This is a genomic window from Arthrobacter pascens (genome assembly GCF_030815585.1).
GTDB lineage: Bacteria > Actinomycetota > Actinomycetes > Actinomycetales > Micrococcaceae > Arthrobacter > Arthrobacter pascens_A.
In genome coordinates this window covers 2,480,156-2,501,546 of record NZ_JAUSWY010000001.1, presented here as the reverse complement: position 1 = coordinate 2,501,546, position 21,391 = coordinate 2,480,156, and the positions used below count along the sequence as shown (strand labels likewise).

The 21,391-nt window shown below is 59.8% G+C and carries 22 protein-coding genes, 1 tRNA gene and 2 pseudogenes; 16 read left to right on the top strand and 9 right to left on the bottom strand.

Features of this window, described 5'->3' with window-relative positions:
- Positions 1 to 2 precede the first annotated feature (2 nt).
- The gene (gene pyk, locus QFZ30_RS11540; RefSeq protein ID WP_307076307.1) at positions 3 to 1,493 is read left to right on the top strand and encodes a pyruvate kinase; all 1,491 of its coding nucleotides are present in this window, start codon (positions 3 to 5) and stop codon (positions 1,491 to 1,493) included.
- Between the two features lie 71 nt (positions 1,494 to 1,564).
- Here the strand turns inward: pyk and QFZ30_RS11535 are convergent, their stop codons facing one another.
- Positions 1,565 to 2,170: an ANTAR domain-containing response regulator gene (locus QFZ30_RS11535; protein ID WP_267278698.1), complete on the bottom strand. Its 606-nt coding sequence runs from the start codon at positions 2,168 to 2,170 to the stop codon at positions 1,565 to 1,567.
- 205 nt (positions 2,171 to 2,375) lie between these two features.
- Here QFZ30_RS11535 and QFZ30_RS11530 point away from each other — a divergent pair.
- The 6 genes from QFZ30_RS11530 to QFZ30_RS11505 all read left to right on the top strand — a co-directional run bounded on the left by QFZ30_RS11530 (position 2,376) and on the right by QFZ30_RS11505 (position 7,415).
- Positions 2,376 to 2,457, top strand: a tRNA-Leu gene (locus QFZ30_RS11530).
- Positions 2,458 to 2,543: 86 nt separating this feature from the next.
- The gene (locus QFZ30_RS11525; RefSeq protein WP_307076304.1) at positions 2,544 to 3,674 is read left to right on the top strand and encodes a tyrosine-type recombinase/integrase; all 1,131 of its coding nucleotides are present in this window, start codon (positions 2,544 to 2,546) and stop codon (positions 3,672 to 3,674) included.
- Positions 3,675 to 4,509: 835 nt separating this feature from the next.
- Positions 4,510 to 4,722 carry a hypothetical protein gene (locus QFZ30_RS11520; RefSeq protein WP_307076302.1) on the top strand — a complete coding sequence of 71 codons (213 nt, stop codon included), beginning with the start codon at positions 4,510 to 4,512 and terminating at the stop codon, positions 4,720 to 4,722.
- A gap of 95 nt (positions 4,723 to 4,817) precedes the next feature.
- Positions 4,818 to 5,750 carry a hypothetical protein gene (locus QFZ30_RS11515; RefSeq protein WP_307076300.1) on the top strand — a complete coding sequence of 311 codons (933 nt, stop codon included), beginning with the start codon at positions 4,818 to 4,820 and terminating at the stop codon, positions 5,748 to 5,750.
- Positions 5,747 to 6,208, top strand: a complete 462-nt coding sequence (locus tag QFZ30_RS11510) for a hypothetical protein (protein ID WP_307076299.1) — start codon at positions 5,747 to 5,749, stop codon at positions 6,206 to 6,208. Before QFZ30_RS11515 ends, QFZ30_RS11510 begins: the two co-directional genes overlap by 4 nt.
- A gap of 19 nt (positions 6,209 to 6,227) precedes the next feature.
- Positions 6,228 to 7,415: an alpha/beta hydrolase family protein gene (locus tag QFZ30_RS11505; protein ID WP_307076297.1), complete on the top strand. Its 1,188-nt coding sequence runs from the start codon at positions 6,228 to 6,230 to the stop codon at positions 7,413 to 7,415.
- Here the strand turns inward: QFZ30_RS11505 and QFZ30_RS22045 are convergent.
- Positions 7,392 to 7,718 (bottom strand): winged helix-turn-helix domain-containing protein, encoded by a 327-nt coding sequence (locus QFZ30_RS22045; protein ID WP_373462893.1) that lies wholly within the window; start codon positions 7,716 to 7,718, stop codon positions 7,392 to 7,394. The genes QFZ30_RS11505 and QFZ30_RS22045 overlap by 24 nt on opposite strands.
- Before the next feature lie 218 nt (positions 7,719 to 7,936).
- Here QFZ30_RS22045 and QFZ30_RS11500 point away from each other — a divergent pair, with 218 nt between their 5' ends.
- Positions 7,937 to 8,443: a hypothetical protein gene (locus tag QFZ30_RS11500; RefSeq protein WP_307076296.1), complete on the top strand. Its 507-nt coding sequence runs from the start codon at positions 7,937 to 7,939 to the stop codon at positions 8,441 to 8,443.
- Here QFZ30_RS11500 and QFZ30_RS11495 read toward each other — a convergent pair.
- Positions 8,397 to 8,720 carry an ArsR/SmtB family transcription factor gene (locus QFZ30_RS11495; RefSeq protein ID WP_307076294.1) on the bottom strand — a complete coding sequence of 108 codons (324 nt, stop codon included), beginning with the start codon at positions 8,718 to 8,720 and terminating at the stop codon, positions 8,397 to 8,399. The two genes, QFZ30_RS11500 and QFZ30_RS11495, sit on opposite strands and share 47 nt — an antisense overlap.
- Positions 8,721 to 8,817: 97 nt before the next feature.
- Between QFZ30_RS11495 and QFZ30_RS11490 the strand changes: the two genes are divergently transcribed.
- Both QFZ30_RS11490 and QFZ30_RS11485 read left to right on the top strand, forming a co-directional pair.
- Complete coding sequence (locus tag QFZ30_RS11490) at positions 8,818 to 9,816, top strand: sigma factor (RefSeq protein ID WP_307076291.1); 999 nt, start codon at positions 8,818 to 8,820, stop codon at positions 9,814 to 9,816.
- 787 nt (positions 9,817 to 10,603) lie between these two features.
- Positions 10,604 to 11,734: a C40 family peptidase gene (locus tag QFZ30_RS11485; protein WP_307076289.1), complete on the top strand. Its 1,131-nt coding sequence runs from the start codon at positions 10,604 to 10,606 to the stop codon at positions 11,732 to 11,734.
- Positions 11,735 to 12,639: 905 nt separating this feature from the next.
- Here the strand turns inward: QFZ30_RS11485 and QFZ30_RS11480 are convergent.
- The 3 genes and pseudogenes from QFZ30_RS11480 to QFZ30_RS11475 all read right to left on the bottom strand — a co-directional run bounded on the left by QFZ30_RS11480 (position 12,640) and on the right by QFZ30_RS11475 (position 13,723).
- Positions 12,640 to 12,771, bottom strand: a complete 132-nt coding sequence (locus QFZ30_RS11480; protein ID WP_307076287.1) for a hypothetical protein — start codon at positions 12,769 to 12,771, stop codon at positions 12,640 to 12,642.
- A 105-nt stretch (positions 12,772 to 12,876) separates the two neighbouring features.
- Positions 12,877 to 13,035, bottom strand: a pseudogene (locus QFZ30_RS22040) (3'-5' exonuclease); the annotation flags it as partial.
- A 163-nt stretch (positions 13,036 to 13,198) separates the two neighbouring features.
- Positions 13,199 to 13,723 (bottom strand): MarR family winged helix-turn-helix transcriptional regulator, encoded by a 525-nt coding sequence (locus QFZ30_RS11475; RefSeq protein ID WP_307076285.1) that lies wholly within the window; start codon positions 13,721 to 13,723, stop codon positions 13,199 to 13,201.
- 114 nt (positions 13,724 to 13,837) lie between these two features.
- Here QFZ30_RS11475 and QFZ30_RS11470 point away from each other — a divergent pair, with 114 nt between their 5' ends.
- Together QFZ30_RS11470 and QFZ30_RS22035 are read left to right on the top strand one after the other, a co-directional pair.
- Positions 13,838 to 14,629 (top strand): SDR family NAD(P)-dependent oxidoreductase, encoded by a 792-nt coding sequence (locus tag QFZ30_RS11470; protein WP_307076284.1) that lies wholly within the window; start codon positions 13,838 to 13,840, stop codon positions 14,627 to 14,629.
- Between the two features lie 228 nt (positions 14,630 to 14,857).
- Positions 14,858 to 15,064: pseudogene (locus QFZ30_RS22035) on the top strand (helicase associated domain-containing protein); the annotation flags it as partial.
- Positions 15,065 to 15,680: 616 nt separating this feature from the next.
- Here QFZ30_RS22035 and QFZ30_RS11465 read toward each other — a convergent pair.
- From QFZ30_RS11465 to QFZ30_RS11455, 3 genes are all read right to left on the bottom strand, one after another.
- Complete coding sequence (locus tag QFZ30_RS11465; RefSeq protein ID WP_307076282.1) at positions 15,681 to 16,139, bottom strand: MarR family winged helix-turn-helix transcriptional regulator; 459 nt, start codon at positions 16,137 to 16,139, stop codon at positions 15,681 to 15,683.
- A gap of 343 nt (positions 16,140 to 16,482) precedes the next feature.
- Positions 16,483 to 17,112, bottom strand: coding sequence for an isochorismatase family protein (locus QFZ30_RS11460; RefSeq protein WP_307076280.1), 630 nt, complete (start codon positions 17,110 to 17,112; stop codon positions 16,483 to 16,485).
- Positions 17,113 to 17,259: 147 nt separating this feature from the next.
- Positions 17,260 to 17,496 carry a hypothetical protein gene (locus QFZ30_RS11455; protein ID WP_307076277.1) on the bottom strand — a complete coding sequence of 79 codons (237 nt, stop codon included), beginning with the start codon at positions 17,494 to 17,496 and terminating at the stop codon, positions 17,260 to 17,262.
- 317 nt (positions 17,497 to 17,813) lie between these two features.
- Between QFZ30_RS11455 and QFZ30_RS11450 the strand changes: the two genes are divergently transcribed.
- From QFZ30_RS11450 to QFZ30_RS11435, 4 genes are all read left to right on the top strand, one after another.
- Complete coding sequence (locus QFZ30_RS11450) at positions 17,814 to 18,272, top strand: alpha/beta hydrolase fold domain-containing protein (RefSeq protein WP_307080207.1); 459 nt, start codon at positions 17,814 to 17,816, stop codon at positions 18,270 to 18,272.
- Between the two features lie 429 nt (positions 18,273 to 18,701).
- On the top strand, positions 18,702 to 19,535 hold the full coding sequence (locus QFZ30_RS11445) for an alpha/beta fold hydrolase (RefSeq protein ID WP_307076275.1): 834 nt from the start codon (positions 18,702 to 18,704) through the stop codon (positions 19,533 to 19,535).
- A gap of 101 nt (positions 19,536 to 19,636) precedes the next feature.
- Positions 19,637 to 20,080, top strand: coding sequence for a MarR family winged helix-turn-helix transcriptional regulator (locus tag QFZ30_RS11440; RefSeq protein ID WP_307076273.1), 444 nt, complete (start codon positions 19,637 to 19,639; stop codon positions 20,078 to 20,080).
- A gap of 354 nt (positions 20,081 to 20,434) precedes the next feature.
- Positions 20,435 to 21,355 carry an NADP-dependent oxidoreductase gene (locus QFZ30_RS11435; RefSeq protein WP_307076272.1) on the top strand — a complete coding sequence of 307 codons (921 nt, stop codon included), beginning with the start codon at positions 20,435 to 20,437 and terminating at the stop codon, positions 21,353 to 21,355.
- Positions 21,356 to 21,391: the final 36 nt, after the last annotated feature.

Sequence of the window (21,391 nt, the reverse complement as noted above, 5' to 3'; positions counted from 1 at the left end):
ATATGAGACGCGCTAAAATTGTGGCCACATTCGGACCGGCAATTGCCAGCTTTGAAAACACCCTTGCGGTGTTGGAAGCCGGCGTGGATGTTGCCCGAATGAACATGAGCCACGGCGACTATTCCGTGCACGACAACACCTATGAGAACGTCCGCAAGGCTTCGGCCTCGCTGAACAAGCCCGTGGCGATCATGGCTGACCTCCAGGGCCCCAAGATCCGCCTGGGCCGCTTTGTCGACGGCCCACACGCCTTGGCCGTGGGCGACACTTTCACCATCACCACCGAAGACGTTCCGGGCACGCAGGACATCTGCTCCACCACGCTGAAGAGCCTCACCGAGGACGTCAACGTGGGGGATGCCCTGCTGATCGACGACGGCAAGGTTGCCCTGCGCGCCATCGAGGTTGATGACGTCAAGGTGGTTACCACGGTGACAGTGGGCGGCATGGTGTCCAACAACAAGGGCATCAACCTTCCCGGCGTGGCAGTCAACGTCCCGGCGCTGAGCGAAAAGGACGAGGACGATCTCCGCTGGGCCATGCGCCGCGGTGTTGACCTCGTTGCACTGTCGTTCGTCCGCGACGCTTCCGACATTGTCCGGGTGCACGAGATCATGGACGAAGAAGGCCGCCGCGTGCCGGTCATCGCCAAGATCGAAAAGCCGCAGGCAGTTGACCAGCTCCACGAGATTATCGACGCCTTCGACGCCATCATGGTGGCCCGTGGCGACCTCGGCGTGGAACTTCCGCTGGAGGAAGTGCCGATCGTCCAGAAGCGCGCCATCGAACTGGCACGCCGCTGGGCCAAGCCCGTCATCGTGGCCACCCAGGTCCTGGAGTCCATGATCGACAACCCGCGTCCCACCCGCGCGGAAGCCTCCGACTGCGCCAACGCCGTCCTCGACGGTGCCGACGCCGTCATGCTCTCCGGCGAGACCAGCGTGGGTAAGTACCCGATCGAAACCGTCAAGGTCATGGCCCGGATCATCGAATCCACCGAGGTCCACGGCCTGGAGCGCGTCCCGCCGCTGGGGACCAAGCCCAAGACCCGTGGCGGCGCCATCACCCGCGCGGCCGTCGAAATCGCCGACCAGCTGGATGCAAAGTACATTTGTACCTTCACCCAGTCCGGTGACTCGGCACGCCGCCTCTCCCGCCTGCGCCCCATCAAGCCGGTGTTTGCCTTCACCCCGGTGGAGCACGTCTGGAACCAACTGGCACTGACATGGGGTATCCAGCCGGTACTCGTGGCCATGGTGGGCCACACGGATGAGATGACCGCCCAGGTTGACCGCAGCCTGCTGGAAATGGAACTGGTGGAAGACGGTGACCTCGTGGTCATCGCTGCCGGTTCCCCTCCCGGAAAGGCCGGATCCACCAACTCGCTGAAGGTCCACAAGGTGGGCGACCTCGCCGATACCACGGGCCTTGGCGAAGCGGTCGGAAACAGGGAAAAGCTTGGTCCCTGGCCGGAAAAGAAAAAGAAGGCCTAGGCAGCTGAAAAGGGAGGGTCCCCGCCATGTGGCGGGGACCCTCCCTTTTGTGTTGTTTGTCTGGCGCTGCGTCAGTTGACCTGGTTGATGATGGTCTCGGCGACCTCGCGCATGCTGAGGCGGCGGTCCATGGAGGTCTTCTGGATCCAGCGGAAGGCTTCAGGTTCCGTGAGGCCCATCTTGGTGGTCAGCAGGCTCTTGGCACGCTCCACGAGCTTGCGGGTTGCGAACTGCTCTTGGAGGTCCGAGACTTCGCTTTCGAGCGCCTTGATTTCCTCGTGACGGGAGAGGGCGATCTCCAGTGCCGGAATGAGATCGGCCGGGGTGAAGGGCTTGACCACGTAGGCCATGGCCCCGGCGTCGCGTGCCCGCTCCACAAGCTCCTTCTGGCTGAACGCTGTCAGCAGGACCACGGGGGCGATACGGGCCTTGACGATCTTCTCGGCAGCGGAAATACCGTCCATGACCGGCATCTTGACGTCCATCAGGACTAGATCCGGCTTGAGTTCCTCGGCGAGCTGCACGGCCTTCTCGCCGTTGTCTGCCTCACCCACAACGTCGTAGCCTTCGCCGCGCAGGATCTCGATGATGTCGAGGCGGATGAGGGTTTCATCCTCGGCAACAATGACGCGGCGCGCCGGCTGGGAGGTGGATTTTGACTCCGTCGGTTCAGTCACGGGATCTCCTTGGGAAGGTACGGCGGGGACATCACTATCTTAGGTGTCACCGCGGCGGTACTTGATCTGCATGGTCGATTGCGGCGTCGGCGGCGCGATTCTGGAATTCAGCCTATCTGCATGTAGAGTAATTCCGCGTACGTGAAGCGATCGCGTTGCTCACAATCAGCTGTGGGCGTACCCTGTTTGCTTCCGTATCTTCCGCGCCCGAGTGGCGGAATTGGCAGACGCGCCGCACTCAAAATGCGGTATCGAAAGGTGTGTGGGTTCGAGTCCCACCTCGGGCACAGTGTTTCCGCAGGTCAGAGGCCCATTGGGTCTCTGACTGTGTACAAAACCCCCAAATGTGTGTACAGCGGCGTAGCCTTTTTACGTGGCCAGCATCAGTACGCGCATCAAAAAGGACGCTTCCAAGTCCTACATGGTCCGCTGGCGCGACCCGAAGAGCCACACAAACCAGGGCCTCACAGTCGCTACCGAAGCCGAAGCTGAAACGCTCAAACGACTCCTGGACGCAAACGGTCAGTCTTTCGAAATCGCCCAGCACGCCATACTCTCCAACCAGGCCCGGGTTCCCACAGTGGCCGAGGTTGTCCAGGAACATATTGATCTCCTGATCCGCCCCTCGAGCGGGACCGTCAGGACTTATCAGGTGATGCTGGACCGTCATATCCGGGACATTATCGGCCACATTCCTGTCGACAAGCTCGACTATCGACACCTGAACCATTGGGTGAAATCGATGATGGCGAAGGGCAAGGCCCCGAAGACGATCCACAACGTTCACGGCCTCATCTCCGCGGCGATGAATACTGCTGAAATGCTCCAGTACATCCCCAAGAATCCGTGCCGTGGCGTGCAGTTGCCGAGCATCGACAAAGCTGAGGATGAAGCCATGTTCCTCACCCATTCCGAGTTCAACATGATCCTGGAAGTGATGGGGGAGCGGTACAAGACCTTCACGAGCTTTCTGGTTATGACAGGAACCAGATTTGGGGAGGCTACAGCGCTGAAAGTGGCGGATGTCGACTTGCTCGCCAAGCCTCCAACCGTGAGGGTCAACAAGGCCTGGAAACGGGATGGCAAGTCCCAGTTCTACATTGGAGCCACCAAGACGGGTGCGGGAAAGCGAACCATCGGCCTCAACCCGGCGTTGGTCGATCTCCTCGTACCCCTGGTGGCGAGCCGAACCGGCGATGAGCTCCTCTTTACGACGCCCAAGGGGGAGCGGATCGTCCATAGGTTGTATTGGCACTTTTACTGGGTTCCGGCCGTGAAGGCAGCGCGAGCGCATGGACTGAGGAAGTCGCCCCGCATCCACGATTTGCGGCACACCCACGCGTCGTGGCTGATTCAAGATGGCGTAAACCTGTTCACGATCTCGCGGCGGCTTGGCCACACGTCGACCCGGACGACAGAGCAGGTATACGGGCACTTGATGCCCGAAGCCCTGCAGGCCGGGGCGGACGCCACGGAGCGCTCAATTTCGGGCTTTGTTCGCTGAGTGAATAGTGCTGCGCGGCACCGGCCCCTTCTGCTGCGAGTTAGTTGGCTGGAGCGAGTCGTACTCTCGCTCGGGTCCCGATGAGCCGCTCCTTCGACGCTGTCTTTGGAACGGCGGGAGCAACGTTCGGTGTATTGCCGGGGAGCACCTCACTCAGCCGGGCGATTTCCAGGATGTGCTCTGAAGTGAAGATGATTTTTCCTTTTCCCCAGCACGCATGGGGAAACCGCCCGCTGGCGGCGCCCTCCCGTAGCCAGGCTTCAGTGCACCGCATTAGGGCAGCTGCCTCGGCAGGTTCGAAAAACTCAAGATCCATCGGAACTCGCTAAACTCTCGACTGCTTTGGCCAGTTCATGATGTTTGGTGCGGCAGAGAACATGACCCGATGCCAGACCACGCACAACACCTCAGGAGGATCCCTGGTTAACCCTGCTCTGGACATGTCCAGAGCAGGGGAGTTCAATTGAGGTCTGGTGTCATCACTGTCGTTTGCGGCAGCGGCTCTCTTCGATGGACGCCGGTTTGAATTGGGGATGACACAGGCATATGGGGGATGCTCATGGAAGTTCGTTGGCACGCAGAAACAGTTCCGGCAGTACGCGCAGAAGATGCATTTAATGCGCTTCTACTGCCTGCACACCTAACGCTCGAGCGCCTTGTCGAAGTTGTAGAGGGGATCCGTAACCGGCGCATTGAGATTGAGGTTTCCCGGGCACTCAATGGAGGGTCTGTCTGCGGCCTATGGCTGTCGACAGACACGGCGGAGATCATCTTGCACGCCGCGACCCCATCAGCGCTTCATAGGCAACAATTCATACTTCACGAGCTAGGACACATGGTTCTCCGCCATGACGAGTTGGTTCTCCCCGACGATTACGCCGACGTCCTCTTTCCTGACCTGCCCCGTGAGCTGGTTTCGAGAGTGTTTGCACGAAGCAGCTTTTTGGACGACTTCGAGGCCGCGGCCGAAACTCTGGCAGACCTCTTCGCGGCCGCGATCCGGGACAGCACCGTCGAACCACGATCATTCGAAAGGATTTTCGGATGATCCAGATTATTGTTGCCTCCCTGATCTGGGCGCTCGTCCTATGTCTGCTGCCCGGAATCCGATGGCGCGCTGACCAAAGTGTCCTGGTGGCGGGCGTGACCATCGCAACCGCGCTCACGCTGAACATAGATCCCGTCTATATAGCCGGAGATGCGCTGCTCGGCCGTCGTAATGTCCTGGATTTGCTCGCAAACATCCTGATGGTCGTCGGCATATATTTCCTGTCCAGGGCAATCCTTCGTGCGGCCGATCCCGGCGAGCTCCCGGCACGGCAGGATCGCTTCGGTCTCGCTGCATTGGGCCTTGTGATTGTTGGGCTTACTGCGTGCTTCGCCAATGTGGCGGCTCCCTATTCCTCAACCAGTTTCATGAAGGACTTCGGCGACCAAGGGTCCGCCGCCGTCTATTCCGGTGTCCAATTTGGCTACATTGGAGTCGTCGTTTCCATTACCGGTTACACGTGTTTCAGATTCCTTGGCCATATGTCCAAGCCATACTTCCGTGTCGCCTTTGCCCTTATCGGTGTTGGCTGTTCATTGGCGGTAGTACTAGTTCTGGCTGTTCTGGGAATGGACATCCTCCATCTGCAGGGTGACCTGGAAGGGATGGCCGCCCTTTCCCTTGTTTACGATATTGCCTTGGTCGGAGCGATGGCCTTTCTGTGTGCAGGACTTGCACTGCCGCCCATGGCTCGCATGCTTTCCCGCATGAGGGAATCCAAGATGGAGGCCACCTTCATTCCTCGGCTTGCTGTGGTTTGGGAAAAGACTACGGATCCGAGACCAGAGGTCCGCCTTCTGTCCTCAGCCCAAATTGCGGATCGCCGTGAGTCAGTAAGATGGCGCCTCCACAGGATGCTGGTCGAAATCCAGGATGCCCTTCTGATCGATCCTGAGCTCTTGAGGCTGTTGGATGGTCAGGACCACCAGGTCCTAAACCTGGTGGAGCGATATCTGGCCGCACCTCCTTCAGGGAAGGAAAATCGAAGGGGTCCCCACACTGTCGGCCGGGGGGAGCACGCTCTATGACGGAACCAGAAGCCAACTCTTCGGAAACGCCGCAAGGAAGACTCGCTCGAAAGCTGAACCTCCTGCTTGACCTCTTCGAGGCGAAAGGGAAAGATCCCGTCACGTATCGAGAGATCAGCCATCACATGGCGCAGCGGGGAACGCCGTTGTCACGGTCGCGCTGGGCATACATGCGGAGCGGGGACAGTTCGCTGGCTACCGATGAGGCGCTCTTGCGGAATCTCGCTGAATTTTTCGGTGTCGACCCGGATTACCTGCTGGATGATTCAGGCGACGTTCCCCAACTCGTCGACGCCCAGTTTGAGTTGCTGCGTAGTTTGCGTGAAGCTCGTGTGCGGAACTTTGCCGCACGGCAGTTACAGGGAATTTCCCCTGAAACCCTCGTGCGGCTTCGTAAAGCAATCGATGAACGACTGGGAGGTGGCCAGCAGGGTGGCAAAGAAGACAGTCCTTCGTAGCCTTATTGGACTGACGACGGTGGCTACAGCAGGGAGCGCGGTAGTTTTTCTTGGCGCGGCGTATTTTGCCCGCCAGGTTGTCGTTCCAAAGACAAGCCGCGGTGAGGATCTTCCCATTCGGAGGGTCTTTCGAGACGCCGATGGCTCACTGCGCATCGACCTGCCTGCTTCACCGCAGACCAGGGCACCGGGGCGCTACAGCCTATGGTTCGCCAACGGTTCCGGGCATGCCTGCATTGGTCGGATCACGGGGATGAATGCCGAAGCCGGCACAGTCACACGCTCCGTGGAGCGGGTCGACTATGGTGACTTGGCGACTGCCAAGGCAGGAATCTGGAGCGGGTATGTGTTCTCGAAGCCGGATCAGCTTAACCTGCCATATTCAGAAGTTCAGATCCCGACTGAGCACGGCACCGCGCCTGCATGGAAGTTTGTGCCCGCCGATGCCTCGGTCGCTTCTAACGTATGGGCGATTCACATCCATGGCATGGGGGGAACCAGGGCAGGTGCTCTCCGCGGCGTCCCAGTTGCTGACCGACTGGGCTACACCTCATTGGTTGTCTCGTTCCGTAATGACCGGGAGGCGCCTGCATCGGCATATGCTCGGTACACTCTGGGCCAAACTGAGTGGCTCGACGTCGAGGCTGCAATGAAATTCGCGGTTGGCGAGGGCGCACAGGAGATATTTCTATTCGGCTGGTCCTTGGGCGGCTCCATTGCTCTACGGCTGGCAGATTTGTCCGCGTACTCCGGATATATCTCCGGCCTAGTACTCGATGCCCCTGTTTTTGACTGGACCAGGACGTTGACATCGAATGCCCGGGCGAGCAGGCTCCCCGGTCCGATGGCGGCTTTGGGGTTAAGCCTCATGCAGTCGTGGGCATTCAGGTGGGTCACCGGGCTTGAAGCGCCCCTCGATTTTCAGTCGTTGGATTGGGTGGCGCGGGCAAGCGAGCTCAAGAAGCCGATACTGGTGTTGCATGGAAAGGGGGATCGTTCAACACCGTTCGACTCGTCGGAACTCACTGCCAACCTTCGTCCGGACTTGATTCATCTGGTCCCATTCGAAGTTGAGGGGCATTCGCTGGAATGGAATGTTGATGCCCCTAAGTGGGAAGGAGCAGTGGCTGAGTGGATATTGCGCTTGGGCGAAGCGACAAGGGACTTCGATGAAATCGGAGAGCTAGCGGATGTGGCCGCGGAATAGGTTGTCGCCATAGATTTCGCCGATCGGATGTGAGGGTAGTGAATCCATCGGCATCAAGGAACCTGTCGCCACAACCTCGCCGGCAAAAATGGCTGCCAGGGCCTCGAGTTGTCCCCGAACTTGTTCTCGACGAGCTTGGAATCTGCTGGCTGATTCCCGTTCAACGAGCCCAGCCGATTCCAGCAGCGCTAAGTGGTAACGCATCGCTGAAGACGATGCTTGAAGTTCGGAGCTGATTTCGCCACACGTTGAGGGCCCGTTCCTAACGAGGAAGCGGAGGATTTTGCTTCGCGTTCGGTTCATCAAGATGTTCGACATGGGAACCACGGCTTGAGTAAGGATGAAGAGTTAGAGCTGCTGTAGACGGGTCTACAGCAGCAGACTACTCCTCCTGAGGCTGTGGGGGAAGCTTTCGGTCCAGTTTTCGAGGTTGATTGCCCCTCCGCAGGACTCGCGGAATACTGGGGGGCAAGACATGAGAGTGAATCTGACCGCGCCGTTCTAGCTGAAGGGACAGGCAAATGCTTGGTGACGAGGCAAGCCTTGATGGGGCATTGTCCCCTCAAGCCAGGCTTGCCCGTCGTCTAAATCTGATGCTCGACGTCGTCGTTGCCGAGCGTGGAAAACCAGTCACGTTCCGCGAAGTCCAGGCGGAGCTGGCGGCAAGGGGCGTCAAGCTCTCGCGCGCCCGCTGGTTTTACATGAAGGACGGCAGAGGGCGGTTGGTGAGTGATCCGGCTCTTCTCACCGCGCTTTGCGACATCTTCAACGTTGACGCCTCCTATCTCCAGATCGGCAATGATGCCGATCTGCCCGAACGCATCGATTCTCAGCTCGAGTTCGTCAAGTCTCTACGGGCGGCTCGAGTAAAGTCCTTCGCCGTTCGAACTCTGGGCGACGTCTCCCCGGAAACGCTGCGCGCCATCTCCGAATACCTCAATGAGGACATCCGCCTCCACCCCGGTGGCGAACAGGCCGCAGCTAGCCCTCCAGCAGATACTGAAGATGGGCTTCGAGCAACTTCTTGATGCGGGGAGCGTTCGCTGAATAACGGGGGGACCGGCCGTGCCGGCGGCCGGCTTCTACGTCCACGATGATGGCGCCCGCTTCTTCAAGGGCCAACAGATGCTTGGCCACACTGGGCTCCCCAGCACTTACGGAAGCAACGATATCCCCTCGCGTCGCGGGTCCGTGAGCCGAAAGGTACCGAAGGATCTCGTTCCGTGCCCGATTGCCAAAAGTGGCCACCGCAGCCTCAACGTCGGACGACCATGCGTCGTCCTGCGGCTGGGTGATACGTGGCATGGAACCATTGTTGCCGAACCTCTGTCAAAAAGTAAGAACTGCACCCTTGACGATACTTTAATTATCTTTGACAATATTTTTCATAGCCTATTCGTGAGTGGTTGAAAGCAACGCTGATGCCACATCAGAGGCGACGAGCATGTGTTCGCGCCGGAGGTATTGGAAACTGTCAGTCGAAGCGGTGAAGACCATGCGAGTCGAAACCAAGGCGAATCAAGCCGAATGGAACCAGTCCAAGTCGACTAGCGTCGACGTCTCCCTACTTAGTCCGCCTATATCTGAAGAAATCTCTGTTGGTGTCGACCAGATGATGGTTGCCGTCGAAGGGGTGCGGCGCTATGTCACTTCGCACTTGTCGCGAATTGGCCGGGCGTGCGACGTCGATGATGTTATGCAGGATATTCGTGTGGCCGTCTGGGATGGAGTCTCCCAAGGTCGTTATCGACCATTCCCGGGTGTTCGGTTTGCCGCCTGGGTTCAGGGTGTAGCAACCAATATCTGTTCTGCACATATCCGTCGGGAGCTGGCGCATCCAACACTTCCGCTGCTCCTCGACCCGGGGACTGCGGAGGATTCAGCCCCGTTCGATGCTTTGACGGTCCTTGCCAGGCACCGGCACGAGGACCGGAGCGCCGAAAAGGTTGTCGACCAAGAGTGGGCACAGACGCTGCTTGGCCTAACACGTGCATCTGTGTCTCCGGCAGTTTGGGGACTCGCGATGGACAGTCTTACAGGGCCGCGCAAGTTCGGACCGCCATCGCCCCAAGATCGGCGGCGCTGGAATGCGGTGACCGTGGTGCGCCAGACAGCAAAGACGATCGACCAAGCCATGGACGTCGATCCTGGAACCGTCCAGAATTTGCCGGACCTGTGCCGCTGTGCCGTTGAGTGCCTTCCTAGTCCGCTGCTGCGTGGAATCGCGGAATCAATTGTGCGTCCTGATGTCCGCGGACCAGAGCGATGCAAGGCCATAGCCATGCTGGCTGTCGAGCTCGGCGTCACAGAACGCTATGTCGCCGTTCAGATTGGCTCCGCCAGGCGGCTCTATCAGGCTGCATGGCGGACTCTTCGTGGAGCAACGAAGTCGGTCGGCTAAGTCATGCACTCAGCGCGCTCGTTCTCCATGAACAGGCGAGGGAGGTAAGAATGTCACTGTCACGAGAATCTGGGAGAAGTGGGCAAGGGCAAAGTCGCAGACGGCTCTTGTGGCTCTTTGCGGCGGTCCTTGCGGCCGCCATTGCTGTCCTACTTGTCCTGATGGGGTCTCCGCGACCTGCGTCAACGAATACGACGGCGGTCCCCACCACATCGCTTCAGGCGCCTTCCACCAGTCGTCCGACGGCATCAGCACCGCCTGTTTCAACGGGGTCAACGACGGCTCCGGCTGCCGAGGGAACGGGTGCGATTGGAGTTCCCCGCACCACGAATTATCAGGTGCTGGCAACAGCCGCGGCTCAGGCCATTTACAGCTGGGACACGCGAACGACTTCGTACTCGGACGTCTATACCCGCCTCCGAGGCTGGTGGGACGTCCTGCCGGACGGATCGAATCCCTTGGCTGTGTTGGCCCAGGAATTCGAGGCCACAGGTATCAACGCCGGAACCTTTGCTTCTTTGGCTGGGCAGGAAGCCTTCCGAACGGCGACGGCCGAATCCATGACCTGTGATGAGGAGCTGGCAGAGGTTCGAGAGCGCCCGGCACCCTGGTTGGGTCTCCACATCTGCACAGTCTCTCTGCGAGTGGTGGATCAGACCGCCAACAGTCGCAACGCTTACTCCGCACCCGTTAGTGTCATGGTCAATTGTCCGCCGGCAGCAACTGCTCCGCCTGATCGATGCTCGATGGTTGGCTTCTACGCGACCCCGAGCAGAATCGTGTACTGATGTCGTTCCCGGCGATGTTGATGGCCGTAGCCAAGCGGCGTGCCTTACTCCGCGCAGCGACCGCCGTCGCCATAGTAGTGGCACTGATGTTCGGTGTAGTGTTCTGCGCATTCGTTACCGTGCTGGTCGCTAATCGGTCGAGCGAGGCCTCCGTTTGCACGTCCATGGGTCCTGTGGGCGAGGAGCCTTCGAGCAGACGTGGTGGTGGGCTGGAAATCCACGTTGGCGGCCGGGAACCAGTCTGGCTCACTCCACGCCAGGTCACAGTAGCGAGCGGCTACATTTCGGTCGGGAAGCAACTTGGAATCCCAAGGGATGCCTGGATCATCGCGATCATGATGGCTCTTCAGGAATCGACTCTGAGGGTCCTCGCAAACTCGAATGTCCCGGCCTCGTTCCAGTTTCCGCACGATGGCGTCGGAAGCGATCATGACTCGATTGGGAGTGCTCAGCAGCGACCGGCTGCAGGCTGGGGGAGCGTTGAGCAGCTGATGGACCTCGGTTATAACGCACGTGCATTCTATGGGGGGCCGTCGGGGCCCAATCGTGGCAGCCCGCGGGGCTTGCTCGACGTTCCTGGTTGGCAATCGCTGGACAAAGGCCAAGCTGCTCAGGCCGTCCAAGTTTCGGCTTTTCCCGAGCTGTACTCGCGGTGGGAGTCTCAGGCAACCGCTTTAGTCAGCTCGCTCGAGGGTGCCAATGCGCCGGCTAAATGCGCGGATGCGGTGAAGGTTTCCGCGCCTTCCGTTGCACTCGAGAACCTGACCCAGATCCGCGAGGACATCTTGCGCTTCACGCAAGCCGGTGTGGGTGGAACGTACACCTGGGGTGGTGAAAAGTTCAAAGCGTGGGACTGCTCCGGATATGTCCAGTGGATCTACAGGCAGGCCGGAATCAACCTTCCACGCGTGGAACAGTGGAGGGTGGGGCAGCGGACCGAGAGCCCGCAGCCCGGCGACTTGGTTGTCCAAAATCCCCAAGGGCCGGACAACTGGGGGCACGTGGGCATCTATGCGGGCAACGGCATGATGTACAGTGCGCTGAATCCATCGGCAGGGACTTTGCTTCATCCCGTGGATTGGAACCCCGGCAGCGCGTATTTTGACTTGTTGGGTGGCCGATTGGCGTAGTCGACGATTTTCCGTGAGTCAATAAGGACCGTTTGAGGCCCTTCCGGTAATGGCAGCGACGCGAAACTCCCGAAGCATCACCTCGGTGATGGTGGGTCCGTCCTTTCAAAGGTCTGTTTTGCTAGTACATGCACCGGCCGGAGCGATTGCGCCGAAGGTCTTGAACTGCTTCCGTTCGACAAGGCAAGCTACTTGCGTCGGCCGCTCGGTAACCTCTTCCAGGAGGTTGTTCAGCTGCTCCTCCTTGGCCGTGTCCATTCTTCCAGCGCGGTAGTCAATGCCCTGCCCATGCAGCCACACACCCAACGTGCGTTCGTTGGGGTCGCCCGTCTTCAGGTGCCGCGGCCAGTCACCGGATCTGGTTTAGACCATCCAGTATTCCAGTTAGTGAACATGTGGTGATCGCAGTGGAGCGGGCTTGTTTGTGCTGGATTCGCAGACATATGTTGTGCTCGTTTACGAGCCACGTAATCCATCCATCACATAGACCCGGGCGGTATGCCCGTGTACTGAAGAGGGTGCCAGCAGGCTAACCCACTTCACCACGGTCTCTGGCAAGAAGATTTGCAATCTTATATGGGTCAAGAATCGGGCAAGTTCGCTCGTTTCCACAGGTCAAAGCCATTTCTGCTACCCATCTCCGGCAAATAGTTTGTGACCACCAATGTTCCATTTTGAGGTATTCGATGCGCCGATGAGAGTTCAATCGGCTGCAACCTTCTGCTGACCGGTATCGGGCCGCGGCCCTTGAGAGTCGAACCTTGGGGGAGAGGAGCCCACCGTGGACGCATAATCCAGTTCCACAAACCTGGGCGGCTGCTTCTGCCATGGCACTTTCTAAATGTCGGGATTCACCACGGTTCTACCAATGACCGAGTTGTTCCGACTACTCGGTGATGCGGGAATCAAAGGGGCTTCTTGAAGAAGGTCGCGGCGTCCTCATTGGCCAGCGCACGGTAGAACTCGCCTGCCCGACGGCTCACTAGCGAGATATAGGCATCGCCTTGCTCCCGCGCCCACGACTCGGCCCCAGTCATCAAGGCCTGCCCTACACTCTGTCGTCGCACCTGCTCGGCCACCATTACTTTTCGACCCAGGCAGCAGGGCCGTTGGCAAGAAAGGTGGATCGGCAAGTGGCCTGCTTAACGGACGAAGTCGGCCAGCGGCCCTGGGTCCAGGTGTTTACGCGCACGTGTGACAGCGACGTACGCCAGCCGCTTCTCCTCAGACAGTTGGTCCTTGTCGCCACCCAAGGTGACTCGTACGAGCTTGTCGCCGAAGTCGTCTGCGATGCGGACGTTGTCCCATTCGAGTTATTTGATGGAGCAGCACCCGAGGCCCGACTCTCCCTGGCAGCCGTGGCAGTACGGGACTCATGGATGATACGCACCCTCGGTCGCTGACCAACGAGAAAAACGGTCAAAGTCGGCGCCGACTGTTGACGCGGTTGCCCCATGGTTGCTTCTAAGAAGACGGTGCATGCGAGTGGGGATGGTCAACTTCTCGCGATGGTCGCCAAGCTTTTTGAGTCCTGATGGCCTGCTGAATGCGCGATGTGATGTCACGAAGCTGACGCAACTGAGCCGCCGTCAATGGGTCGAGGACCAATCTCCTGACGGTGTCCGCATGCACCGGAGTTGCCTCACCGAGCAGCTCAATACCGGTAGCGGTCAGCGTCGCTCGCATGGATCGCCCGTCCGCAGGGTCCTGCAACCGCTGAACCCAGCCGCGTTTCTGCAGGCGTGACACCGCCCGGGATAGTCGCGAAAGCGAGCTGTTGGCGAATCCAGCCAAGTCACTCATCCGCAGGGAGCGATTGGGGGCGTCAGCCAAGGCGAACAGGATGCCGTACTCGAAGTGCGTGAGATCGAAGTCTTGCACCAACGGCGTGTCGAGTGCGGGTGGCAACCACTCCAGAACCGTCGCCAATCCAGCCCAGGCCTTGAGGTCTTCTCCAGCGAGGACTGCCGGAGAACGGTCATCTGTCATATGACCAGCCTACGCCGAAGGATCACAGTGTCGCTGCCAGTTTATTTGACCAAGCAAGTTTTCCTACGTAGGATTTTTGTTTCCCAAGCAAGTAAAGGTGAGGTGTCACGACCAATGGACATGCAGCTAGCAACCCGACGAGCGTTTGTCAGTGGATCCACTCAGGGCATTGGTTACTCGATTGCCAGGGCCCTTCTCCAGGAGGGAACGGCAGTGGTGATCAACGGGCGCACCGAGAGCCGAGTCGAAGGTGCGATGGAGGCGCTGAGGTCCGAGGTGCCGGGAGCGCACGTTTCGGGCATCGCGGCTGACTTTGATCAGCCTTCGGAGGTGCAGCGCCTCCTGGGCACGCTCGATGACGTCGACATACTCGTGAACAATGTCGGACTGTTCGAGGTGAAACCCTTCGGGGAGATTTCCGATGACGACTGGACCCGCTACTTCGACGTCAATGTGATGAGTGGCGTGCGGCTCTCACGTGCCCTCCTGCCCAAGATGATCGACGCCGGCTGGGGTCGCGTCATCTTCGTCAGCAGCGAATCAGGCGTGAATATCCCTGCGGATATGACGCACTACGGTGTGACGAAAGCGGGAATGCTCGCGTTGGGCAATGGGCTGGCCAAACTCACCCGTGGCACCGGAGTCACGGTCAACACGATCCTTGGCGGACCAACCTATTCAGATGGTGTTGCTCAGACGATCGAACAGATCGCTGCAGAGCAGCAGCTCGCCCCCGAGAATCTCAAGGCAATGATCATTGGAGGCAACCAGACCTCACTTCTCGAACGGTTCCTGGACCCTGAGGAGATCGCACACTTGGCAGTCTTCCTCGCAAGTCCACTGTCATCGGCTACCAACGGAGCAGCGCTACGCGCCGACGGAGGCGTGCTCACCGCAATGCTGTGACCCGGACGCGACGGACCGCGCCTTCTCCACTTCAGTAGAACCCAACAAACCGCAGGAGTTCCATGTCCAACTACTTCCTCCGACGCAACTCACCCACCGCCTGGTGTCTCCTGCTCGCAATATCCGTGAGCAGTTGTGCCGGCAGTACCGATCCGAAGTCATCCGCTACCGGCACCGCCCGAGTGTTGAAGCGTCGAACATCACCGCTGCGGCGCCGCCGCGAAGCCGCTGACGGGACGCTCGCGCCTGGCCTACCTTCCGGGCCTGGCGGTACTTCCGAGCTGGCAGGGCACACCCCGCGCGGCCGCCCATGAGGCACGATGGCAGGAGCTACTCACAGCGCTGGCCGCCTACCCGGCCTCGGGGCAAGACTGGCCGCGCCACAAGGCCACCGTCACAGGCCAGGAGCATGAACTCGGCGTCTGGCTGCACACCCAGCGGTTCAAGCATCGCCGCGGCGAACTCGACCCCGCCAAAGCCGCGGCTTTGGACGCCGCAGCCCCGGAGTGGCGGACCGGACGAACGCGCGGCAGGACGGACCTACCACCGCCGGCGACGGCAAAGACGGCTGGGAAAACTCACGCCCGTCGAATATGAAACAATCAACCGGACCGCGCTCACAGCGGCCTAAGATCCCGAGTCAACAAAAGCCTGGGCAGTCCCCTTCGCCTCCCGCATTGGTGTGTCTGGCGCTGATTTCAAATTACGATCACTGCGGTGAGAAGCTTCCAAAATGAGTCGGCGTAGTGGGGAATCCCAGCTCGGAGATTCCGGAGAACGTCAACTCCGAATCGAATTTCGACAGCGTGTCACCGATCCTGACAAGGGCAAGCATCAACGCCTGCACAGAGTCAGCGCCTAAGCCGTAACCCCGTATTTCGCCGTCCTTCAACCCAGTTGGGACGGACGAGATAAATCGACAGCCACTTCCTTGTCATGCGGCCCTCGCAGTGCACGGGAAGCAATCACCGCGTCTGTATCAAAGGCATATTTCCCTGACAAACGCTCTACTCCGCCTATGCAGTTCGAGTTCCAAGTGCTCGTCGGACACCTATTCGAGGTTGGGAAGGATCTTGTCCGCGAGAGCAGTGAACTGGGCGCGTTCGTCTGTCGTCAATCCCTTCACCGTCCGGCGCTCAAGCTCAGCCCAGATTGCGAGGACGGGGCTCTTGAGAGCGCGTCCGGTGTCAGTGAGAAAAACCAATGTCACCCTTCCATCGGCGTGGGACTTCTCTCGTCTCACCAGTCCGGCGTTCTCCAGCCGTCGCACTGATTTAGCGATGGTGGAATGGTCGAATCGTTGGGTACGACCAAGGGACTTTTGGGACTGACCATCCGCATCCCACAATTGCATCAGGATTAGTTCTTGGCTGGGAAAGAGCCCAATGGTGGCTAGTTTGGAAGCTGCCAACGCGCGGTGGGAGCGCGCCAGGCTGAAGACGGCCCAACTCGCGGGGAAGTCGATTGCTGTGGAAAGGCTATCTTCCGCGGATCGCTCTAAAGATTTCATGTCTCACTCTCTGATAGCGTGGCCTTAAGAGTCAGAAAACCGCTCCCGGTCACGTCTTTCCGCGGTCCAAGCGAATCAACTGTACCAGCGAGGCATTCAGGCTGAACCCTGCTGGGTCGTGTCAAGCCCCACATGTCCACCCTATCGAGACATCCCCTGGCCGACATCTTCGACAGATGGGTCCCACTGCGATGACTCTGACGATCCGTAGCTGGAATATGAGGATCGCTGGCCCCCTCATCAGTGCGATGTAGCACGCACTGATGAGGGGCGGCACTTGTGACTTCCAGGTTAGCGACCATCCCCGACGGGGGCTGCAACCTGACAGGTTGGTCGCTTTGAATCAGAAAGCGTCGAGATTCGCTACGATCTCCTCGAAAGTGATCTGCGCGAGGGCACCCCCGCGGGCGGTGCTCCAGTCGACTCCGAGCTCAGCAATCAGGGCGCCGGTCGTCGTTGTCAATGCTCCGGCGCGTTCCCAGGTCCGAACGGCGACGTCTTCCGCCGTCTTGTTGATGGAGCCACCAGCGTCCTGAACGACCTTCACACTGAACCCCTCTTCCACCAGGCTGATCGCTGGCATGACGGTGCAGACGTCATTGGTGACTCCGGCGATGATCACGTTGCGGCGGCCGCCAGCAGCAGCGAGGGCTGCGGCACGGAAATCAGGGTCAGCCCACGCATTAGCGACGCCGCCGCGTCGAACACGCTGCTCGTGGGCCTCCGGCAGGATGTCCTTAAGGTCGGCGATGAGCGGACCCTGTGCCTGGTCCTCCTGGCTGGAGGTCAGCACGACCGGCATGTCGAGTGCCTTCGCAACTCGGGCAAGTGCGCGAGCGTTCTGCACGATTCCTCGCCGGGAGACATTACGTACGAAGTCGAGTGTGCCCTCCTGGTGGTCGATGAGCAGCATGAACGTCTCGTCGGGGTCGAGACGGACATGCTTGGTAGTGGAATCGTTCGTGGTGGTCATGGTCAAATCCTTACTCGATGCGTGTGTTGAGGACGGCGCCCTCGATCATATAAGTTGCCAACCACATAAAATATTCCCACCGCGCGTAAGAGGTTGTCCGTCCGTCGCACCCAAGTCGCAACCGATAGCAGGTCACGCGGTGGAGTGCTACGCGTGATGGTTGCCGTCGAAAAGTTGGGCGAGCCTTGTCAGTGGCGCGATCAGCCCAAGGTCTATGGCACCACTGCCATCTGCGCGTTCTCCCGCCGCTGGCAGGAGGGCATCGTAGGAACAACGCACGGCGTTTTCGTTTCCGCTGTCGATCGCAGAGAGACCGATAAGAAACCACGACACCTCGAACATCAAATCGTGAGGCGGATCAGGAAACGAGTCGAGAGCTGACATGACTTCCGCATGGCGCCCTGCCCGAACAAGGAGAAGCGGGCGCACCCACGTCTCGTACGGTCCAAAGAATTCGTCGGGGGTTCCGTTCCAGCCCGAAGAGCAGCCGTGAGCTTTGCCAGGCCGTGCAATCCGGTAGTGAATCCAGGCATCTCATCTCCTATCCCTGGTCGAGGCCCGCCTGTGAAGGTCCACCTGAACAACCGTTCAGCCACCGCGGGCCGGTGTGCTTCGGGAAGCGTCGATCGCGCCTCGAACGATCCAGCTAGCTCGGCGAGGGATAGGACGTACACGCGGCATGCGGTGAGGAAGGGGTCCCGCTGGCTGCGGGAGTGACCCTGCTAGCCCGCGACCGCCAGGGCCCGGCACTGATCGCTCAGATGCTGCTCAGCCCGATGCTCGATGACCGTGATGCGACGGTATCCAGCCACCAGTACACCCAAACGGGTTCATGGAGCCGTGAGAGCAACGACACGGGCTGGAACGCACTGCTCGGAGACCGCCGCGGCAGTTCCTCCGTCGACATCTACAGTGCGCCAGCACGCGCCACCGATCTGACCGGCCTGTCGCCTGCGTTCATCGACGTCGGCTCCGCCGAGGTGTTCCGCGATGAAGACGTCACCTACGCGACAGCACTGTGGGCCAGCGGCGTCCAGGCAGAACTGCGCGTCTGGGCCGGCGGATTCCACATCTTCGACGGCGCAGCACCCGAAGCACAACTATCACTGGTCGCCACCGCCGCACGCGACTCATGGATACACCGCACACTCACACCCTGACACCTTGGCACCGACCCCCACGAAAAGCGGAAGCCTGGGAGGAGCTGCGCCGCAGGAAAGCATTCACAGCCATCTGAAAATCTAACGCAAATCTATTGCTTTTAGTCCGCGCGGTGCCCTACGCTCATAAAAGCAAAGGCTTCGCTTTACCAAGTGGTCGTCAATGCCAGTCGTCCCGCTCGAAGTGCCACACCAGAATGACACCCATGCGAGGTCGACACCATCTCTACGGGCACGGCCTGGTGAGGGACTGCTCACGGGCATCCAATCCCTTCAAAGCTGATCCCACACCCAAACAGTCCCGCGTCATGAAGGGACTCTCCCCGAAGAACACACACCAAAACCCTGACGATCTCAGAATAAATTCTCGTATCGTTGGGGAACTCAAAGAGAACAACGTTCCACACTGAACAGACAAGGATCAGGACCATGGGTTTCATCAAGACCGGCACCGAGAACAGCACCGACATTGAGCTCTACTACGAGGACCACGGCACCGGCCAGCCCGTCGTCCTGATCCACGGCTACCCCTTGGACGGCAACTCCTGGGAGAAGCAGTCCAACGCCCTCCTGAACGCCGGCTACCGTGTTATCACCTACGACCGCCGCGGCTTCGGCCAGTCCAGCAAACCCACCACCGGCTACGACTACGACACCTACGCCGGCGACCTCAACACGGTTCTTGAAACCCTCGACTTGCACGACGTCGTCCTCGTCGGCTTCTCCATGGGCACCGGTGAGGTCGGCCGCTACATCGGCACCTACGGCGAGGCCCGCATCGCCAAGGCCGCCTTCCTGGCCTCCCTCGAACCCTTCCTGCTGCAGACCGAAGACAACCCGACCGGGGTCCCCGCTACCGTCTTCGACGGCATTCGCACCGCCGCCACCGAAGACCGCTACGCCTGGTTCAACGACTTCTACGACAACTTCTTCAACACCGACAACTTCCTCGGCAACCGCCTCAGCGAAGCAGCGCTGCGCAACGCCTGGAACGTGGCCTCGGGATCGTCCTGGTACGCATCCTTCGCCGTCGTCGACTCCTGGCTCACCGACTTCCGCTCCGACATCGACACGGTCACCGTTCCGGCCCTGATCGTCCACGGCACCGATGACCGCATCCTGCCCATCGACGCCACCGGCCGCGAATTCGCCAAGCGCCTGCCCTCCGCCGAATACGTCGAGATCGACGACGCACCCCACGGCATGCTCTGGACCCACGGCACCGAAATCAACGACATCCTCCTCCGCTTCCTCAACAAATAGGTCAGAGGAGCTGACAGCCCCCAGCGAACGGCGGGCGTTGCCTATCGGTCACGCCCGCTGTCCGGACTGGCGCGTTCCACCGCGCGCTGGCCGCCTCGGAATTGGCCGCTATCGGGCTGTATCCCAGCCAAGAGCTGATCCTCATGCAGCTGTGGGACGGAGGTGGTCAATCCCAGAAGGCCCTAGGCGAGACACAGAAGATTGATCACTCCACCATAACCAAATCAGTGCGACGGCTCGAAAGCGCCAGACTGGTGCGACGGAAGAAATCCGACGCCGATCGAAGAGTGACTTTGGTGTTCCTGACCGACGCCGGGCGCGCTCTCAGGAGTCCCGTCCTCGCCATCTGGGCTGCCTTGGAGGAGCGGACAAGGGGCGGGCTGACGACCCAGGAAGCCGAACAGTTCATTGCCCTCGCAGACAAGATCCTCCTTGACCTCGAGTCGCCATCCGGGGAGCGCCGTGAGTCCGACCTTGAAGGCTCATGCAGGTCGCTGTGTGGCGATGGTACGGGTCTGTTTATTGTGGGCGTACCGATGGTGTGACGGAAGGTAAACGATTGGCAGCGGTGAGGCAGTTGCCGTCAAAATCTGCAGCCCGACCCGGATGCCGGATTTTCTAACGGATTGGTACTGCGCGTACCGGATCACCAGCCTCAAAGATGGGGAAACACGAGGTTGTCGGTCTCACGAATCAGCACTTCGTAAGCGGGCGGATCTATAGTTTCGCGACCACCCGGAATAATGCGAGGCATCCTTAGGTTCAACCAGCATAGCGAGAAACGGGGTCGACCACATATATATGGTCGGCGGCGGTTCTCGTCTCGGGATGGCCCGGTCCCCGTGGACCTCCTACTCAGCCTCAGCTCTAACAAAATCTCCAGCAGCAGGAAGAAGCTCATGAAAGCACATATTCTCAATAGTTACGGCCGCGATTCTCTTTCCCTCGGTGAGGCCGGCGAACTCACAGTGATGACCGGGCAGGTAAAGGTCGCCGTCGAGGCAATTGGCATCAACCCGTTGGACTGGAAAATCAGCAATGGTTTCTTGTCCGACATGATCCCGATCCCACTCCCTGCGGTGATTGGAACCGACATCGCTGGAACCGTGGTGGAAATCGGGGACGGGGTACAGAACTTCTCGATCGGTGACAAAGTCGTCGGATTCGCCGACAGTGGCGCATTTGCGCAGTACGCCGTCACGCGCGCCGCCCGCATCACCGCGATCCCCGATGGACTGACCGCGAAGCAGGCAGTGACGTTGGCTACATCCGCGGAGACGTCACTGCGGGGATTGTCCCTGCTGACACTCGAACCGGCATCCACAGTTGTTGTAAATGGAGCTGCGGGCGCTGTGGGCAGCGCAGTAGTCCAGATTCTTGTCGCTGACGGTCACACGGTCATCGGGACAGCCAGTGCGGAGAATCACGAGTACGTACGGTCACTCGGCGCGACACCCGTAACCTACGGGGACGCCATGCTCGAGGAGATCACGGGCTTTGCCCCCCAAGGGATCGACGCCGCTTTCGATACCGCAGGACACGAATTCATCGCCCGCCTCTCAGCACTCGTCCCGGCATCCCGCATCGTCACCATCGTTGACTTCGCAGCAGCAGCACAAGGCGCCATCGTTGCCGGCGGAGATCCGACCGCCCTCACCGCCGAGACTATTCCTCCCGTGCTCGAACTAGCAGCCCAGGGCGGATTTCGGACCGAGATCGCGCAGTTGTTCGCTTTCGATCAGGTGCCTCAAGCCCTTGCACTGAGCCAGTCAGGGCACTTGCGCGGCAAGATCGTCGTCCTCGGAGCAAACCAAAACTAGCCCGAAGCCTAGTAGGACCATCTAGCCACCGCGTCA

Excerpts from the sequence above, each read along its gene's own strand:
- pyk (WP_307076307.1), top strand. The coding sequence starts at position 3 with ATGAGACGCGCTAAAATTGTGGCCACATTCGGACCGGCAATTGCCAGC.
- QFZ30_RS11520 (WP_307076302.1), top strand. The coding sequence starts at position 4,510 with ATGGTTCTCCGCCATGACGAGTTGGTTCTCCCCGACGATTACGCCGAC.
- QFZ30_RS11510 (WP_307076299.1), top strand. The coding sequence starts at position 5,747 with ATGACGGAACCAGAAGCCAACTCTTCGGAAACGCCGCAAGGAAGACTC.
- QFZ30_RS22045 (WP_373462893.1), bottom strand. The coding sequence starts at position 7,718 with ATGAACCGAACGCGAAGCAAAATCCTCCGCTTCCTCGTTAGGAACGGG.
- QFZ30_RS11500 (WP_307076296.1), top strand. The coding sequence starts at position 7,937 with ATGCTTGGTGACGAGGCAAGCCTTGATGGGGCATTGTCCCCTCAAGCC.
- QFZ30_RS11495 (WP_307076294.1), bottom strand. The coding sequence starts at position 8,720 with ATGCCACGTATCACCCAGCCGCAGGACGACGCATGGTCGTCCGACGTT.
- QFZ30_RS11485 (WP_307076289.1), top strand. The coding sequence starts at position 10,604 with ATGTCGTTCCCGGCGATGTTGATGGCCGTAGCCAAGCGGCGTGCCTTA.
- QFZ30_RS11480 (WP_307076287.1), bottom strand. The coding sequence starts at position 12,771 with ATGACTGGGGCCGAGTCGTGGGCGCGGGAGCAAGGCGATGCCTATATC.
- QFZ30_RS11475 (WP_307076285.1), bottom strand. The coding sequence starts at position 13,723 with ATGACAGATGACCGTTCTCCGGCAGTCCTCGCTGGAGAAGACCTCAAG.
- QFZ30_RS11470 (WP_307076284.1), top strand. The coding sequence starts at position 13,838 with ATGGACATGCAGCTAGCAACCCGACGAGCGTTTGTCAGTGGATCCACT.
- QFZ30_RS11465 (WP_307076282.1), bottom strand. The coding sequence starts at position 16,139 with ATGAAATCTTTAGAGCGATCCGCGGAAGATAGCCTTTCCACAGCAATC.
- QFZ30_RS11460 (WP_307076280.1), bottom strand. The coding sequence starts at position 17,112 with ATGACCACCACGAACGATTCCACTACCAAGCATGTCCGTCTCGACCCC.
- QFZ30_RS11455 (WP_307076277.1), bottom strand. The coding sequence starts at position 17,496 with ATGTCAGCTCTCGACTCGTTTCCTGATCCGCCTCACGATTTGATGTTC.
- QFZ30_RS11445 (WP_307076275.1), top strand. The coding sequence starts at position 18,702 with ATGGGTTTCATCAAGACCGGCACCGAGAACAGCACCGACATTGAGCTC.
- QFZ30_RS11435 (WP_307076272.1), top strand. The coding sequence starts at position 20,435 with ATGAAAGCACATATTCTCAATAGTTACGGCCGCGATTCTCTTTCCCTC.